The sequence below is a fragment of the Peribacillus faecalis genome, assembly GCF_014712675.1.
Lineage (GTDB): Bacteria > Bacillota > Bacilli > Bacillales > DSM-1321 > Bacillus_AD > Bacillus_AD faecalis.
This window is the reverse complement of sequence record NZ_JACXSI010000032.1, coordinates 20,181-36,162: the sequence shown is the minus strand read 5'-3', so window position 1 is coordinate 36,162 and position 15,982 is coordinate 20,181. Positions and strand designations below refer to the sequence as shown.

The window sequence follows — 15,982 nt, the reverse complement described above, 5'->3', positions numbered from 1 at the left end:
GGTATCAATGGAATTTAAATAAGATGACCCCTGTTCAGTACAGAGATCATCTTATTCAGGCAGCCTAACTGTCCTTTTTTATAAATGTCCTTTACAAAGGGTACATTTCAACTATGGGGAGTCCTTTTTTATGTACCCCGAAACATTTCAACTGTTGTGTAGACTTTCCCTATGTAATAACTCATTATGGCTCCAATTCCGATAGAGTATAGCCCGAAACTTAATCCTGTATGTTTTTCTCCTTCTTGAATCTCTTCTCTTATTCTCGTTCTATATTTATAGCATAAACACAAAACCATATAATGTTAATATATGATAAAATTTACACGCAAGAAAGGGGTTAGGATGATGGTTATTATAGCTGCTTTATTAGTGATTACGATTGGTGTAGCTATTTTCTTTAGCATCAGGCGACCGAAAGATTTTACATTTAAGTTATGGGGAACGGTGACGATGTTTGTGTTTGCACCGTTGTTGACGTTTCTAGTTGGGACTTTGTACGGGATTAGTGAAGGCAGCGGGTTTGCAGGGGCTGCTGTGTTTATGGTGATGGCGCCGATTTTGTTTGTCGTTGGAATTATTCTTTTTGTGATGGGGATGAAGTATACATGAAGAAATGGGTTGTTGCGGTTATTTCTGTGATTGCGGTCGGGTTGGTCGGATTTGCTTATGAGGAGCGGGCAATCACGAGGGATGATGAAGAGAAACTCCGTGTGGCAGAGGATATTAAGGGGGAAATGGAGCAGAAATACGATATTGTCATAACGAAAAGCGTAGGTACATATTCGAATAAGGTCGGCTACATGGCGACATTGACAACAGAGGATGGAATCACATTCGATGCGTGGAGCGAAACGGATTTTTATATGGAAGAGGTTTTCAGAAAGAAGGGTCTTGATGAATGGGGCTATGCGGGCAAGTTTATACCGGATGTAGAGAAGGTGGATTTAAATGTTGGATACCGCGATGAGAATGAGGCGAATAACAGTCATTTGCATCAAAGTCTTATGGACGTATCTAAGTATTTATGGCTGATGCTGTATGTCGATTTGCGGACGTCTTATGAGGAGCAAAATGTGGCGAAGGTTGAGGAGGGTATTTTTCAATATATCCAGCAGCTGCAGCATGACGGAGGTTCGGAAGTGGAGCTAATTGTCCGTCATAAGAATGATAGCGGGTCGTATATGATTATTCGAGATGAGCATGGGCGGATGCCGGTCTTGGAGGATGCAGAGAGTGTCGCAGATTATTTGGTGACGAATTAATTCAAAAGCGGCTTAATTCTTTGATGAATTAGCCGCTTCATTTTGCCAATAACTTTACTTTCTTAGTTTCAATGCTTTATCTAAATCAATATCTTTAACCAAATGCTCCGGTTAATATTCAGTCTTTTTATGAGCAATGGCTCGATTAATAGTTCAGAGAGGGCAATGACGATTAAAAAGATTGCATATTTCCACATGCCGGACCTCCTAGGTCTTTTTAAATAGGCTACCATATTTTGGCTAAATGAAAAAGCGTTAATCAACAATTGATTAACGCTTTGTTTTGAGAAAGTATCTAATAATAAACTTAATTCGCTGTCTAACCTTACACCTGCCATGCTAGGTCCTAAGTCATCCACTCTGTGAAACCGAAAGCGGGTTTCACGGCGCGGCTGTCTTAGTCCTGCCACATGGCTCCTTTTTCATCGAAGGCAATCAAAGCAGCATATACATGCTGAAAAAGGACCGGTGCCGGTTTTTCTAATTATTCAGAAGCAGATTGAGTAAGTCCGCTTTCAACATCATCTTTTGTGAATGTACGGTATGTTTCGCTGATTACTTCACCGTCTTCATCTTCCAAAGTGAATGTTAATGTATAAGTTCCTTTTTGGTTAGTGTTAAGAACGCCAGAATAGATGTATTCTTCACCAGGAACTACTTCGCCTTCTTCAGCATTTGTGTGTACTTTATACTCAGGGCGCATAAGTTTAGTCAGTAAACCTGGTTCGTTAATTGTTACAGTTAAGTGACCTGCTTCCTCTACTTCGATTTTACCGTTGAACGTTCCGCGTGTGTAATCGATGTGGCGGCCCAGTTCGAAATCGCCCAATGCGATTGCTTCTTCGTTAACTGCTTTTTGTTCTTTTGGTTCTGTTTCGAGCATGGAGCAGCCTGATGCTAGAACAGTTGCGCCGATTAAAGATGCTGCAAGAAATTTTTTCATAAATATACCCCTCCGAAAATACCGTAAACTTTTTCTATATTGGCAAAATTACGGATGCAACAGCATTATGTGAAATTCCTTTATTGGATGCCTGTGTCCCCCACACCTCGACAATCCACAAAAAAATCACTGTTCCAATCAGAACTATGCCGGCCGAAAACCTGCACCAAAAAAAGCTACACCCAATAAATTGCCCATTAACAAGAATATTAACAGACAATAGAAGGTTTGCAAAATGATTTGAACTCGGTGGTAACTCTGTGCCTGTCACTTCCCGAAAATCGTCGAAAAGTTTTTCGGGTGGTGCCTGTCACGCCTCAGATTTTGTCGAAAGAACTTCATGGATTTTTCCCATCACTCTTGAGATTGCTGAAAGGGAGCTGATTGTGTCAAATGTGCTGATGTCTAAGGAGTGGTTGACATTCGGGATGATGTCGATTTTAATGTTTGATCTTTTCAGTTGCTCCATTTGATTTACATTGTAGTGTGGGTCTTTGTCGCCGATTACGAGCAGCGCTTGATGCTGACTATTTAATATGGATTCGAAAATTGCATCTAATCTTAACAAGGGGGTCAGCAAGATCATTGTAGATTGCGAGAATTCCTCCCATTTTAGCAGTTTAGACATTGGAATGGTTCCGAGCGATTTTCCGAGAAATGCAGTTTCAGTGTACTGGCCATTTTTGAGAACATCGGCTATTACAGCATCTACGTCAACAATCATTGTTTCACCAATTACTTCAATCGGATTTTGAAAAATTGCTTCCTCGTATTTGTAATGGACATGAACGAGATCGATTTGATTTTCTAGCATTAGCATCGTCGCATAATAAAATAATGGCTTGTCGTAATTGTAGCCGGAACCGGAAAACATAAAGCAGACAGTCTTTGAACTGGTTTCGAAGTGCGTATATGGAGTGAGTTTATCATTTACTCGAATTTGCTTTTTTACTATGTTCATTGAATCATCCCCTTGCTTTTAGAGTATTTTACCATTTTTATTCGGGCGGTGACAGGCCACGACCCGATGTTTGTCAAAATGTGGATAAATTGTAGCGAGCGGTGAGATGTGTAGAGCATTTTAGGCTAGGAGCTTTCTTCTTTGAATAGATTTTCTTAAACAGACGTATATTTACCGCTATTTCAGCGAAAAAAAGCTGTTTAATCCAATCTGTCAATGAGCAAATCAATTCGTTTATAAAAATTATAGTATTATAATATATATAGTGAGAAAGTTGAGAACGTGGGGGATTGAAAATGAATATTAAAAAAGTTACAGTCGCCGGAAGCGGTGTTTTGGGAAGCCAAATTGCTTATCAGACAGCGTTTAAAGAATTTGAAGTAGCCGTTTATGATATTAATGATGAAATGCTTAACATGGCCAAACAACGTTTTCAAGCTTTGATGCCGCAATATCAATCGGATTTAGGAGCTACCCAAGAAGAAACAGACGCAGCTTATAACCGTCTATCTTTCTACACTGATTTGGCAGAAGCGGTGAAAGATGCCGATTTAATCATTGAAGCGATTCCGGAAGTTGTTGATATTAAGGTCCACTTTTACGAAAACATTGGAAAATTAGCGCCGGAAAAAACAATTTTTGCATCTAACTCCTCAACAATGCTTCCAAGTATGTTCGCGAAACATACAGGACGCCCTGGGAAATATTTGCACCTTCATTTTGCGAACCGTATTTGGACGAATAACATCGCTGAAATCATGAAGCATGAAGGCACAGACGAAAATGTGTTCAATGAAATCATTGAATTTGCGAAAGCAATCGGAATGGTTCCAATTCCTATTTATAAAGAACAACCGGGCTATGTATTGAATTCGTTATTGGTACCGTTCTTGCAAGCGGCTCAATATTTAGTGGCAAACGGTATTGCCGATCCGGAAACAGTTGATAAAACATGGATGATCGGCATGAACGTTGCGAGAGGTCCTTTCGCTACACTAGACATCATCGGATTGAATACACCATATCATTTATCAGTTGCAAGAGCGAAAGCTGGGGACCCAAACGCTGCTAAAATCGCAGAGTATTTAAAGACTGAATATATCGACAAAGGAAGAGCGGGCATCCAAAGTGGAAAAGGATTTTATGACTATCCAAATCCGAAATACGAAGATCCTGATTTCTTGAAATAAAGCTTATAGCGGGACAGGCGAATGCACCTGTCCCGCAATGTTTTGTCTGCTTTAAGAAAGTTTAAAGTTTTTAAACCTTGGAATGGGAAAGAGAAAAGGACCGGTAACGTTTTTTTAAACTTTCTAACCTTATACCTGCCATGCTCGGGCCTAAGCTGCCTCGCCCAAGAAACCAAAATCGGGTTTCTCGTGCGATTCATCTTAGTCCTCCCGCATGTCTCCTTTTTCATTGACTTGGTAGCAAGAAGCAAAATCAAAAATGAAAAAGGATCGGTGCCGGTTTTTCTTAATGATGTTTAATCTCGGAAATGACTTGTTCTTGTAAGTCTTTATCCAAAGACGAAAGTTTTACGATGTTGGTTAGACGGTCTTCTAATTCTTTTTCAGTGATCAGACCTTTTTCCTCTAACACTTGTACGATTAAATTAAAAGTCAGTTCCTTTTTAATGTCTGCTGCTGTTGGTTTCAATGTAAAGACCTCCCTTAATTTGTACATTTCTATGGTACTCCTTTTCTGAAAAAAGTTTAGAAAATTGGATAAAAAAGTAGGTTTACGAACAGAATTAGAATTTTGGAGGTCTTATCTAGCAGAGGCAAAGTTAGGCTGTGTCTTGCTTTCTTTGATGAAAAGCAACAAGGATACTGCCGCAAATCATCGTGATCAGTCCGAATTCAAAATAGATGGCCACTTCTTCAAGAATGGTGGCTGTTATTTTTCCTTCGTATGTGGCATCTGCGAACAAGAAACATCCCGCCACGAAAAACATTCTGGAGATGAAGACAGCGAAGTTTAGTTTGTGCTTTTTGACGGAGACAATAAAGCCAATTAGGAGTACTGAGAAAATAATGATGTTAACTAATGGCAGTAAAAAATAATCCATACTATCACCTCAAATTTAGTTTTTAAAGCGAAATATGACTATGGCATCTAGTGGTGAGAGAATTATACACCCTGATTACAGAAAAATAAGTCGAATGGAGGGAGGATAAAATGTTTTATCTTCTCTTCATTCGACTTATTCAAAATGAACGATGGCTTTGTCACGGTCTCCTAATCCATTACCATATTCAATAGTCACATTGTCTTCATGCCATTTTATATGCGCATCATCGAGCTGAAAAGGGCGGTAGCCGTCGTCTGTCGAGTAATCCTGCACTCTTTTCACAAACAAGGGATATTCTTTCATATAGAAACTGCCATATCCGGCGAGCAGGAATGATTCTTCTTCAATGACAAGCGTTTGTTGCTGGTCGGGAGATTGAAAAGCATAATATTTCGATTCCGTTATAAAACCATTTAATAAACAGCCAAGGATAAAGACTACTAAGAGAAATCCGCTGACCATCAATACTAGGGCATAAAGAATCTTGCTCTTTTTTAGTTTGGAAAAATACGAGAATAGCAATGCACTGAAACAAATGGCACTTATAATGAGCGCGATGCTGCTAATCTCTTTAGAGGACAATTGAAAAAGAAGCAATGTCAAATTCCACTTATTTTGCAGTAATGTTAGCAACCCTGCGAATAAAACAGAGAAAGCGCCAATCATGGTCAGCCTTATTTTTGTTATTATTGACACGTCTCTAAAATTCCCTTCATTTATCATTCGAAATACTATAGCACACAAACAGTATCATCGAAAAAAATCTGCCCGTTATTATAATTGAATTTCCAAAGAAATACCGTCTTCCGTACAGGATCAAATAGTACTGTTTAGTTTTAGATTCGTGCAGAATTTCTTAAGCAAAATATCTCTTTTACATAATTTTCTGAATTTGTTAGACTGTTCATAGTTCCCCTTTTTAGGTGTTGCGGTTTGGGTAGAAAAGTTACAAGATGGAGGGGCGAAATGGATGAACTTACAGTGCTGGAATGGTTAGAAAGCAAGCAATTAAGCTTGGATGAAATTGATTTTCTGCTGACATTTATTCCGAATGTCTCAAGTGTTCAGGTCCAACCATCTAACAAAACTGTAATATGCGAGTCGATGAATAAGCAGTTTCGAAAGGCTAATCTGAATCCGGAAGAAAATTATTTAGACTATGAGGTGTTTGAAAGGACAATCCTCAATTATACGGCCTGTAAGATGTCGGTGGAGGAATTGCTGGCACGCATGTCCGCCCAAAAACTTTGCAAACCTTTGTGTGATTTTTTATTAAGAAACTCATGAAGAGTGGTGAAATTAAATGAATGCAACAATAACAAGAGCAGCAAGCCTTGAAGAATTATCGCGATTTCTTTCTGAACTTAACCAACAGAAGCAATCACATATCGGTTATTGTGGTGAAAGAAAGGAGGAGATTTATGAGGCGTTAAAAAAAGATTTTATTGACGAGAATGGTGAATTAAATTTTTTAGTTGCCAGAAACGATATTGGAGAAATCATAGCAGGTATTGGCGTTGATGCATATGAAACAAGCGGTGAAGTATGGGGCCCTTTTAGTAAAAGTAATTCAGTAGAGCTGCAGTATCGATTATGGGAACGATTAGTAAAAGAAAACCCGAATATTCAATCCTATTACTTTTTTATAAATGAAGAAAATAAAGTGCAGCAATCATTTATGGTTGAAATAAACGCAACGAAGACAGGTAAACATCTTACTCTAAAAATAAAAAGACAGAACTTTCAATTAGTTAGTGAGATAAAAAGTTCATTATATATACAAAGCGAATATCAAGCTTTTGCGCAATTACATCATGAAACTTTTCCGAATACATATTATAACGCTGAAACGATTATCGAACGACTTGGAGATCAATGTGTTTTGATGGTGCTTAAAAATGAAGAGAATGAAATGCTCGGCTATGCGTATTTCGAAGTAGATTGTGACGAGGCATCATTGGAATATATTGCAATTGCTCCAAATGCGCAAAATCAAGGTTTAGGTACAAGATTGCTGCAGGAAGTGCTGACAGAAATTTTTTCATACCCACAACTGAACGAAATTAGGTTGTGTGTTGATTATACAAAGAAGCAAGCTAATCATGTGTATATGAAAGCCGGATTTCAACCGGAGAATATACTTATAAGCTATTGCCTCGAGCAGAAGAGTGTATAGTTAAAGAACAACGAAGGAGATTGACAGTGAGACTCATTGAAAAAGTTTTATACATATTTTATTCACTTTTATTATTTGGATTTTTGATTAAAGTGCTCGGCTGGGTTTGGATGTTTGCTGATGTGCCAATGACACCAGAAACAGATTTATTAGGATTGTTCCTTACCGCCGTGATTTTCTTTCTTTCGTTCCTATTGACGATTTTTGCGTTTAAGGTAATTAGAGAGACAGATTAACAAGGGAGATTAAAATGACTCTATATAATTTTGAAGAATACGATAATCCTAATTTATATGACAAAGAAAATAATCACTATGTGCAGGAGCTGTCTTTCTTGTTAAAGCGGGTGTCAAAAGTGAAAGGTCCGATTATAGAGTTGGCTTGCGGCACTGGCAGAATTGCGATTCCGCTAGCGCAGAAAGGCCACCAGCTAATCGGGGTCGATATCCATAAAGGGATGTTGGAAGAGGCTGCGAAAAAATCAGCCCATCTAGATTTGCCGATTGATTGGATCGAGCAGGATTGCACGAAGTTACAGCTGGATGTGAAAAGCGAGCTTATTTATTGTGTCGGCAGTTCCTTTCAGCATTTCCTGACAAATGAAGAGCAAGACGGATTTCTTTCTTCAGTATACAAATATTTGCAGAACAAGGGGATTTTTGTATTTGGGACAAGATTTCCGAGTGCTGAGGAACTGTTGCAGCCGAGCACAGAAGAGTATTGGCGGTCGTATACGGACCGTGACACTTCGCAAAATGTGGACCTTTATACAATCAGTACATACGATGCTTTGCAGCAAATCCAACATTACACGACAATTAGAAAATGTAAAAATAGCGATGGAGTAGTTGTAGGCGAGAGCAGAACAAATATCAGTTTAAGATATACTTTTCCGAAAGAAATGGAACGGCTGCTCCAGTCACACGGTTTTGACATTGTGGAAGTTTTTCGAGACTGGAATGAAACGCCGTTGACGAATGATAGTTATGAGATGATTTATGTTTGCAAAAAAATGTAATTGGAAGTGACTAAGAAAGAAGGGGATTTATGGAGCCGATAAAAGAAAAGCAAAAAAACACAGAGAAGGATTTTAATCCAAAAGACGCTATTCTAGTATTCACTTTGTTCACGTTTTTTTGTGCAGCAATAATTTTTGCCCTTTTAGTTTATGATGTACTTACAATTCAAGACTTTATATCGTTTGATGAGCCGGCAAAAATGGTAATGAATATTGTCATCCCTTTGATTGGCCTACTATTGTTTGGAATATTTTTAACCATTGGCATTCCTTCAAAATACATTGATGATACTAACAAAAGCTTTCAAAATATGTCGCTATCAACGATTTTTGTCTTTCTTTTTATTGGAGCAATATTTGAAGAACTGTTTTTTAGGGGAATCATCCAAAATTCGATTTACATATTTACAGGAAACCAGTGGATTGCAATAATAACAGCTACTTTGTTGTTTGTAGCATTTCATGTTCGCTATTTTAAGAAACCGATAATGTTAATAAATATAACCCTTCCAGGTTTAGTCTTTGGCTGGATTTATTTCGAAACAAAAAACTTACTTGTCCCTTTTCTAGTGCATTTTCTGGTAAATTTAGGTATAACGCTATTGTTAAAATACAACGTTATCCGTATGAGAAAGTAGTTTAGTAATTGCTGGTCAGCAGGGCGGGGGTCTAGTATGAAAATCAATCTATCGAAATTTGAAGAAGAAGATTTTGATTTTTATTTCGCGCTTGTCTCTAATGAAGAGGTGATGGCGCAAATAACCGAGCGGGCGATCCCAATGGACGAGGCTCGGCTCAATTTCCAAAAGCTATTAGAGCGAAATGAGAAGTATGAAGGCTTTGGTTCCTATAAAGTATTCAATCAGAAAATATTTATCGGACTCGGTCTTTTAAAGTTAGAAGAAGATAGTCTTGATACGGCTGAAATTGGTTATATGATTTTGCCGGAGCATTGGGGTGAAGGTTATGGAACCGAGATTGCAAAGGCTTTAATTTTAAAAGCTGAGAAAACCGGTATAAAGAAACTGAAGGCTATTATAGACCCGGATAATATTCCTTCACGGAAAATCTTAATCAAGCAAGGTTTTCACTCCGAGAAGATTTGTGAAATTGGCGGTTTGCCTGGGGAGATATTGAGGAGGACAATAGGTGATTGCAATAGTTGATACAATAGTTGGGCTTGGTGAAATAGCAATTTTTGTTATCATTCTTTCATTATGGTCCTTAATCAATGATAACGGGAGAATGTTTGTATGTAAAAAACTAGAGACAACGGGGTGCTAGCAGTGTTCAGGGATGTTGTGTATGTAAAAATGCGTTATCCAATGTATAGAGGAATGACCGAGATCAAAGTATTTTTGAGAAATGAAGGCAGCTTGATTTGTGAGGATTGCTATAAAAGGTAGTTAAAGGAGGGAGGAGTAATATAGCGTATTGGATTAACGGGTTCGCTAGTTCAATAGCAGGAAGTAGCTGTTTTTTACATATTAGATAAAATAGAAGAAACTACGAAAACAGTTAATATCTTTATAGAAGATAGGGAGGTCAAAAATGATTATTAGGACTATTGCAGAAAGTGATGCGAAAAGATTTTTGGCGTTATGCAATAAAATTGATGAGTCCGGATTCATGTTGTATGAACCTGGAGAAAGAAAGACGACGGTTGAACAGCAAGAGAATGCCATCGGAAAAATACTATCCAAAAAGAAGTCTACCTTGTTTGTAGCGGAAGTCGAAAATGAACTAGTAGGCTTTATAGGAGTTCTGGGCAGTGATTTAAAAAGAAATCAACATTCTGCTTATCTTGCATTAGGTGTCCTAGAAGATTACCAAGGGCAGGGAATAGCCACTCAATTATTCAATCGAGTTTTTGAATGGGCAAAAGAAATGGAAATTTCAAGATTAGAACTTACCGTTATTAAAGATAATATAAAAGCATTCAATTTATATAGAAAAATGGGTTTTATTTTAGAAGGTGAAAAAGTTCATTCATTAATAATCAACGGTAAACCTGTTAATGAGTACTATTTATATAAACTGTTATAGGTACCTGTCACTCCTCGAGAATTTTCGTTTGGTGTCGGCGGATAGCTTCGGGGGAGCCACCCTGAAAAAAATACTCAATGTGCCATTGGTCCGCAGGACAGTATCATTCAGAGTTTCAGACACTTTCATAGGGAATTTTTCTGCTAACCGTTTAGTTTGAAACAATTGCAACAAACTAAGACTATTAGAGCGAGTAGATTTATAAGGAATGCTCGGATATAATTAAAACGGCATGAACAACTTAGATGTACTGGAGTGAATACATAATGAATACTGTGTTATTAATTTTGGCTGTTATCCTGGTTTATTTAGCAGGTCGCATAATCGGCAAGAAATCATCTGTAATAAAAAAGAGAAAAGAAAAACGATAAACGCAAAGGGTGTGTCTTTTAAGGACATGCCCTTTGTTTTTTATTGGTTTGTCATTTTAATTAGTAGAAACTGTTTAAAACGCGTTATTTATTCGAAAGTTTATATCAGAAAATAAAAGGGTAAATTCTATGCAATTGGTTAATCAATGTTTTATCCGCTGCAGTATTTAAATAAGCAAGGGAGGACTCAAATTGATACTAGTGCAAGAATTAACAAAGCAATATATAAACGGCCAATGGGTAGTCGGAGACAGCTCTAAAGAAATTAAAGATTATAATCCGTATACCAAAGAAGAAATTCTAACTATTCAAGCGGCCAGCAAGGAAGAGCTCGACCATGCGTTCATCGCGGCGAAGCAGGCTCAGCCGCTTTGGGAAGCAATATCGCTCGGCGATAAGCAGCTACTGTTCGAACGCTTAGAAACAGTGCTTAAAGCCAGAAAAGATGAAATCATCAGATGGCTCGTGGCCGAAACGGGAAGCACGATTTCAAAGGCGACAATTGAATTCGACTCAACTGTTAATATCGTTCGTGAAGCGGCTAGCTTTCTGACACGTGTAACTGGTGAAATTTTACCTTCCTATGTGCCGGGTAAAGAAAACCGCATTTACCGCACTGCTAAAGGGGTTGTTGGCGTCATAGGTCCATGGAATTTCCCATTTCTGTTAACGATGCGCTCAGTAGCACCGGCTGTAGCGGCTGGCAATACGGTTGTCGTGAAACCGGCATCTGATACGCCGGTAACATCCGGTTTATTAGTCGGCGAACTATTTGAAGAAGCCGGATTCCCGCCTGGAGTCGTCAACGTCATTGTTGGACGCGGTTCAGAGATTGGCGATGCATTTGTTACACATCCTATTCCGGACATGATTTCCTTTACCGGTTCAACGGAAGTCGGGCGTCGAATCGGCGAGCTTGCCGGCAGAAGCTTGAAAGACGTTGCGCTTGAACTTGGAGGGAATAATGTGATGATTGTGCTGGAAGATGCTGACATTGGAGCGGCAGCAAGAGCTGCGGCATTCGGTAAATTCTTGCACCAAGGACAAATTTGCATGGCCTTGAACCGAATCATTGTCGTAGAGTCAGTCTATGATGAATTTGTCGAAGCATTTACGGAAGTAGTAAGAGGACTTAAGACAGGTGACCCGTCTGATCCGGAAACATTTGTCGGTCCTCTTATTAACAATAGTCAAGTTGATAAAATTGTTGCCGCAGTAGATGAAAGTGTGCTGCAAGGCGCAGTAATGCATCTAAACGGACGAGTGCGGGATTGCCTGATGGAGCCGATCATTTTGACGGATGTTACAAACGATATGCCTATTGCTAAAAATGAAATATTTGGTCCGGTTGCGCCGATCCTTAAAGCTGAAGATGCAGCAGAAGCAGTTCATATCGCTAACGATACTCCTTATGGCTTGAGCGGTTCTGTCTTCACGTCTGATTTATATCGCGGTGTTGAAGTGGCTAAGAAAGTGAAAACCGGCATGATTCATGTTAATGACCAATCGGTAAACGACGAAGCACATGTGCCGTTCGGTGGTGAAAAAGCTTCCGGGATCGGACGCTTCAACGGTGAGTGGGCACTGGAAAAATTCACGACAGTCAAATGGATTAGTGTCCAAAGCGGTTATCGCGACTATCCGCTTTAATCGTGGTACGAAAATAGGGCTGATTTCCCGGGAAATCAGTTCTATTTTACTTCTTAAGGAAAAATAAATTTCTAAACGAAGTTGATTGTCTAACCTTACATCAGCCATGCTCGGAGGCCTACAGGATGTAGGTCATATCGGCGAAGACATGCGGACGTGGCGCTTTTAGCCGATGTTCCTTTTTCCCACCTCTCCCAAGAAACCCGCTTTTGGTTTCTTGGGAGAGGCTCTCACGATGAGAGTCACAGCGACGAAGATATGCGGACGTAGCGTCCCTAGTCGCTGTTCCTGACTTGCGGGCCGTTCACGCTTTTCGGTTCCCGCATGTCTCCTTTTTCATTGAAGGAGTAACAAGGAGCGATATCAAAAATGAAAAAGGACCGGTGACGGTTTTTGTTAGAAAGGGTGCAAAAAAATGAAAACAATAGAAAAAAAGCATGGCTACAGCATTGCTGAAATGCCGTTTGAACGTGATGGCAAACATATTTACGGACAAATGTATGTGCCGGATGCCGGCAATACGAAATACCCGACTGTGATTTTGGCTCACGGGTATAGTGCCAGTCACTGGTCTTTATCATATTTCGCTGATTATTTCGCTCAGGCTGGTTTTGCTTGCTATGTGTTTGATTTTTGCGGCGGCGGTCCCAACAGTAAAAGTGACGGGACAATGGAAGGGATGTCTGTACTGACTGAAATGGCTGACTTAAATGCCGCCATTGATTTTGTGAAAACAGTAGATGTTGTTGATATAGATCATCTTTTCTTGCTCGGTGAAAGTCAGGGTGGCTTAGTATCGGCACTGGTAGCTGCAAAGCGACCAGACGATATTCGAAGTTTGATTTTGTATTATCCGGCTTTTATGATTCCCGAGGTTTGCCGGAATTGGAAAGGTAAAACGTTACCTCCGTTTGCCGCGCAATTCGAGGGACGATACATAGATGACGGTGCTACTGTTTATGCCTATAGAGAAAGTGCTGCTTATCCGAACAACGTGTTGATTGTCCATGGCGATCAAGATGAACTTGTCGACTTGAAGTATGCCAAACAGGCGAAAGAAATATACAAGTCAGCTGAACTTCAAATTATTCCAGGGGGACATCACGGTTTTAATGGACCGATAGCTGTGCCGATTGCAGAACATACAGTTGAATTTATGCGCAGTAACATAGATTAGAATGTAGCTGCACGCATTGGAAGAAAAGAATTGCATATTGATGAAGGGAGGAGATGCACCACCACAGAAAGGAGCGAAAGCGTACATGAATTTATGGTTACTATCAATTGTTCTGCAAGCGATGTTGGGCATTAGTTTTTTGTTTATTGGTATTGCGAAGTTTACTAAGCAAATGGTAGTTGAGTTCGAACGTTATCGTTATCCTGCAGCTTTCAGGATTTTTACAGGTCTGGTGGAAATTATGGCAGCCGCATTCGTCACGCTCGGCATTTGGAAATCGCAGTTAGCGATATGGGGAAGTGCATTAATTGTCGCGACTATGATTGGCGCAATTTTTACCCATTTGAAGTTGAAGGATCCCCTCATACATGCTCTCACACCGTTCATTTTTATGTTAATGGGCGGAGTAGTAATGTTGCTGAACTTAAAAATCTTTTAGCGATTCCTCATGCTGAAGAACGCTTTTTATTTATCGGAAAATTGTTCACATAAAGTTAATTACTTAAGTAGACCGATTCCGGAGAACGTGGAAGCAAAGTAAAAGAAGAGGCTGGTCGAGCGTTCGGATGTTAAGAAAATGTAATGTAATTGCCACGAGTGCTTGGTAAAATAGTGAGACATATATAAAGTAACTCACTTTTTGAAAGGAGCGACATTATTGCAAAAGAAAAAAGCACTCATTATTGGTTCAACTGGTTTAATAGGAAAAGAGTTGCGGCGTCTTTTACTAGAAGATGCCGCATATGAGAAGGTTTATGCGCTTGTGAGAAGGCCGGTACATACACAACATCCGAAACTTGCTGAATATGTAGTCGATTTTGAACACTTACAAGCGGCCGAAGAGTTTTTTGAAGCAGACGATGTGTTTTGCTGCTTAGGGACCACGATTAAGAAAGCCGGTTCGAGAAGTGCGATGAGAAAAGTAGATGTCGAATATCCGGTGAAGGTAGCTCGGTTAGCGAAGGAAAAGGGAGCTACACATTATCTTGTTGTAAGTGCTGGGGGCGCCAATACGAAATCGCCTTTTGCTTATTCGCGCATAAAAGGAGAACTCGAGGAGCAATTGAAAAGCCTCTCGTATGAGACGTTATCGATATTCCATCCGTCCTTGCTACTGGGTGATCGCGAAGAGCATAGAAAGATGGAAGGGTTAGCAAATAAAGTTGTCCGGAAAATTGAAAAATTCAAAAAAATCCCGATTTCAAGCGGTATTGCCATTGAGGGGAAAACGGTAGCGTTAGCGATGAACCGGATTGCGCAAGAAAATGTAAAGGGTGTACACGTCTATTCTTCGAAACAAATCGGGGAGATAGCGACTAATTTATAACTGGATAAAACGTCAGCTGTTTTGCTGGCGTTTTTTGTTTAATATAAATCTTTATACTGAAATTAAATTATATTTGTGTAAATAAATGGTAAAATTCGAATGTTGCTATACACGGGTTGACAACTTTCTCGTCAGGCATATTCGGAAAAGGGAAGAACGTAAGATAAAAGAATATATGGAGAAAGATAAGTAAGATTCTTAGGAAACTGTTGTGTTGACGGGCGGTTATTATAAGACAGGCGAAAAAGGTATGTGCATAGAGCGCATACCTTTTTCTCGGAGCAAGAAGGTTCCAGGCTGTTGACATAATCTTAATGCATCGGGGGATACACGGTAACTATACCAAGAAGAATGAAAGCTTCCGTCCTGATTTTATTATGACCTGCTTGATTTTGTTTTATGCATAAGAAAATGACAGCTAACCCAAACTTTTAATATACCAAGCATCCATCGTCGAGTGCTCAGAGCCAGGCAAAGGTTCCGGGAGTAGTATAAAACCGTATTTTTCGTATAAGATACAAGCCGTTTTTAATTCGTGCATAGTTTCTAAATAGCATTCCTTATAATGTTCAGCGGCAAATGATAAACCGACATCCATCAGCTTCTTAGAAAGGCCTAAACCTTGTGCTTTTGGACTTAAGTACAGCTTTTGCAATTCGCATACTTCGTCGTGCCCGTTAAATGGCGCAATCCCCATTCCGCCGACCACTTCACCGTTGATTTCTGCCACCCAGTAGTTAGCATGCTCTAAGCTCGAATAATACTGATGCAAGTCGTTCAGCTGCGGATCGAAATAAGCCGTCCCGGGAATATCTAAACCAAGAGACTTTAACGAATTTTGGATGATTTCCTTCACTTTTGCATTATCTTCTTTTTTCATTTCCCGAATAATCATTTGTTATCTCCTTTAAATATTTATGACTTAATTTTCAGGCAAATTGACGAATAAATCAATTGTTAAGGATTAGGCTATA

At 39.4% G+C, this 15,982-nt stretch carries 20 protein-coding genes; 14 read left to right on the top strand and 6 right to left on the bottom strand.

What is annotated here, in order from left to right; all coding sequences use genetic code 11:
• Positions 1-345 precede the first annotated feature (345 nt).
• Complete coding sequence (locus tag IEO70_RS13265) at positions 346-612, top strand: hypothetical protein (protein ID WP_190998852.1); 267 nt, start codon at positions 346-348, stop codon at positions 610-612.
• Entirely contained in the window at positions 609-1,265 is a 657-nt protein-coding gene (locus IEO70_RS13260; RefSeq protein ID WP_190998851.1) for a hypothetical protein, read from the top strand. The genes IEO70_RS13265 and IEO70_RS13260 overlap by 4 nt, the downstream gene beginning before the upstream one ends.
• 484 nt (positions 1,266-1,749) lie before the next feature.
• On the opposite strand, the gene IEO70_RS13255 is transcribed toward IEO70_RS13260, so the two are convergent.
• Both IEO70_RS13255 and IEO70_RS13250 read right to left on the bottom strand, forming a co-directional pair.
• Positions 1,750-2,208, bottom strand: coding sequence for a hypothetical protein (locus IEO70_RS13255; protein ID WP_190998850.1), 459 nt, complete (start codon positions 2,206-2,208; stop codon positions 1,750-1,752).
• Positions 2,209-2,518: 310 nt separating this feature from the next.
• Complete coding sequence (locus IEO70_RS13250; protein WP_190998849.1) at positions 2,519-3,169, bottom strand: alpha/beta hydrolase; 651 nt, start codon at positions 3,167-3,169, stop codon at positions 2,519-2,521.
• A gap of 296 nt (positions 3,170-3,465) precedes the next feature.
• On the opposite strand from IEO70_RS13250, the gene IEO70_RS13245 reads away from it, so the two are divergent.
• Entirely contained in the window at positions 3,466-4,359 is an 894-nt protein-coding gene (locus tag IEO70_RS13245; protein ID WP_190998848.1) for a 3-hydroxyacyl-CoA dehydrogenase, read from the top strand.
• A gap of 286 nt (positions 4,360-4,645) precedes the next feature.
• Here the strand turns inward: IEO70_RS13245 and IEO70_RS13240 are convergent, their stop codons facing one another.
• The 3 genes from IEO70_RS13240 to IEO70_RS13230 form a co-directional block, all read right to left on the bottom strand.
• Entirely contained in the window at positions 4,646-4,828 is a 183-nt protein-coding gene (locus IEO70_RS13240) for a hypothetical protein (protein ID WP_190998847.1), read from the bottom strand.
• 130 nt (positions 4,829-4,958) lie between these two features.
• The gene (locus IEO70_RS13235; protein ID WP_190998846.1) at positions 4,959-5,240 is read right to left on the bottom strand and encodes a hypothetical protein; all 282 of its coding nucleotides are present in this window, start codon (positions 5,238-5,240) and stop codon (positions 4,959-4,961) included.
• Positions 5,241-5,375: 135 nt separating this feature from the next.
• Positions 5,376-5,939, bottom strand: a complete 564-nt coding sequence (locus IEO70_RS13230; RefSeq protein WP_190998845.1) for a hypothetical protein — start codon at positions 5,937-5,939, stop codon at positions 5,376-5,378.
• A 270-nt stretch (positions 5,940-6,209) separates the two neighbouring features.
• Between IEO70_RS13230 and IEO70_RS13225 the strand changes: the two genes are divergently transcribed.
• From IEO70_RS13225 to IEO70_RS13175, 11 genes are all read left to right on the top strand, one after another.
• On the top strand, positions 6,210-6,530 hold the full coding sequence (locus tag IEO70_RS13225; RefSeq protein WP_190998844.1) for a hypothetical protein: 321 nt from the start codon (positions 6,210-6,212) through the stop codon (positions 6,528-6,530).
• 16 nt (positions 6,531-6,546) lie between these two features.
• A complete protein-coding gene (locus IEO70_RS13220) occupies positions 6,547-7,419 on the top strand; it encodes a GNAT family N-acetyltransferase (protein ID WP_190998843.1) in 873 nt (290 codons plus the stop codon).
• A 26-nt stretch (positions 7,420-7,445) separates the two neighbouring features.
• Positions 7,446-7,655 carry a hypothetical protein gene (locus IEO70_RS13215; RefSeq protein ID WP_190998842.1) on the top strand — a complete coding sequence of 70 codons (210 nt, stop codon included), beginning with the start codon at positions 7,446-7,448 and terminating at the stop codon, positions 7,653-7,655.
• A gap of 14 nt (positions 7,656-7,669) precedes the next feature.
• Entirely contained in the window at positions 7,670-8,437 is a 768-nt protein-coding gene (locus IEO70_RS13210) for a class I SAM-dependent methyltransferase (RefSeq protein WP_190998841.1), read from the top strand.
• Positions 8,438-8,466: 29 nt separating this feature from the next.
• Positions 8,467-9,075, top strand: a complete 609-nt coding sequence (locus tag IEO70_RS13205) for a CPBP family intramembrane glutamic endopeptidase (protein ID WP_190998840.1) — start codon at positions 8,467-8,469, stop codon at positions 9,073-9,075.
• Between the two features lie 36 nt (positions 9,076-9,111).
• A complete protein-coding gene (locus tag IEO70_RS13200) occupies positions 9,112-9,603 on the top strand; it encodes a GNAT family N-acetyltransferase (RefSeq protein ID WP_190998839.1) in 492 nt (163 codons plus the stop codon).
• A 385-nt stretch (positions 9,604-9,988) separates the two neighbouring features.
• On the top strand, positions 9,989-10,483 hold the full coding sequence (locus tag IEO70_RS13195; protein ID WP_190998838.1) for a GNAT family N-acetyltransferase: 495 nt from the start codon (positions 9,989-9,991) through the stop codon (positions 10,481-10,483).
• Between the two features lie 566 nt (positions 10,484-11,049).
• Positions 11,050-12,504: an aldehyde dehydrogenase family protein gene (locus IEO70_RS13190; RefSeq protein ID WP_407949301.1), complete on the top strand. Its 1,455-nt coding sequence runs from the start codon at positions 11,050-11,052 to the stop codon at positions 12,502-12,504.
• A 415-nt stretch (positions 12,505-12,919) separates the two neighbouring features.
• On the top strand, positions 12,920-13,681 hold the full coding sequence (locus IEO70_RS13185) for an alpha/beta hydrolase family protein (protein ID WP_190998836.1): 762 nt from the start codon (positions 12,920-12,922) through the stop codon (positions 13,679-13,681).
• 85 nt (positions 13,682-13,766) lie between these two features.
• The gene (locus IEO70_RS13180) at positions 13,767-14,120 is read left to right on the top strand and encodes a DoxX family protein (RefSeq protein ID WP_235973608.1); all 354 of its coding nucleotides are present in this window, start codon (positions 13,767-13,769) and stop codon (positions 14,118-14,120) included.
• 219 nt (positions 14,121-14,339) lie between these two features.
• Positions 14,340-15,008 (top strand): oxidoreductase, encoded by a 669-nt coding sequence (locus IEO70_RS13175; protein WP_190998835.1) that lies wholly within the window; start codon positions 14,340-14,342, stop codon positions 15,006-15,008.
• A 418-nt stretch (positions 15,009-15,426) separates the two neighbouring features.
• Here the strand turns inward: IEO70_RS13175 and IEO70_RS13170 are convergent, their stop codons facing one another.
• Positions 15,427-15,903, bottom strand: coding sequence for a GNAT family N-acetyltransferase (locus IEO70_RS13170; RefSeq protein WP_190998834.1), 477 nt, complete (start codon positions 15,901-15,903; stop codon positions 15,427-15,429).
• Positions 15,904-15,982 lie beyond the last annotated feature (79 nt).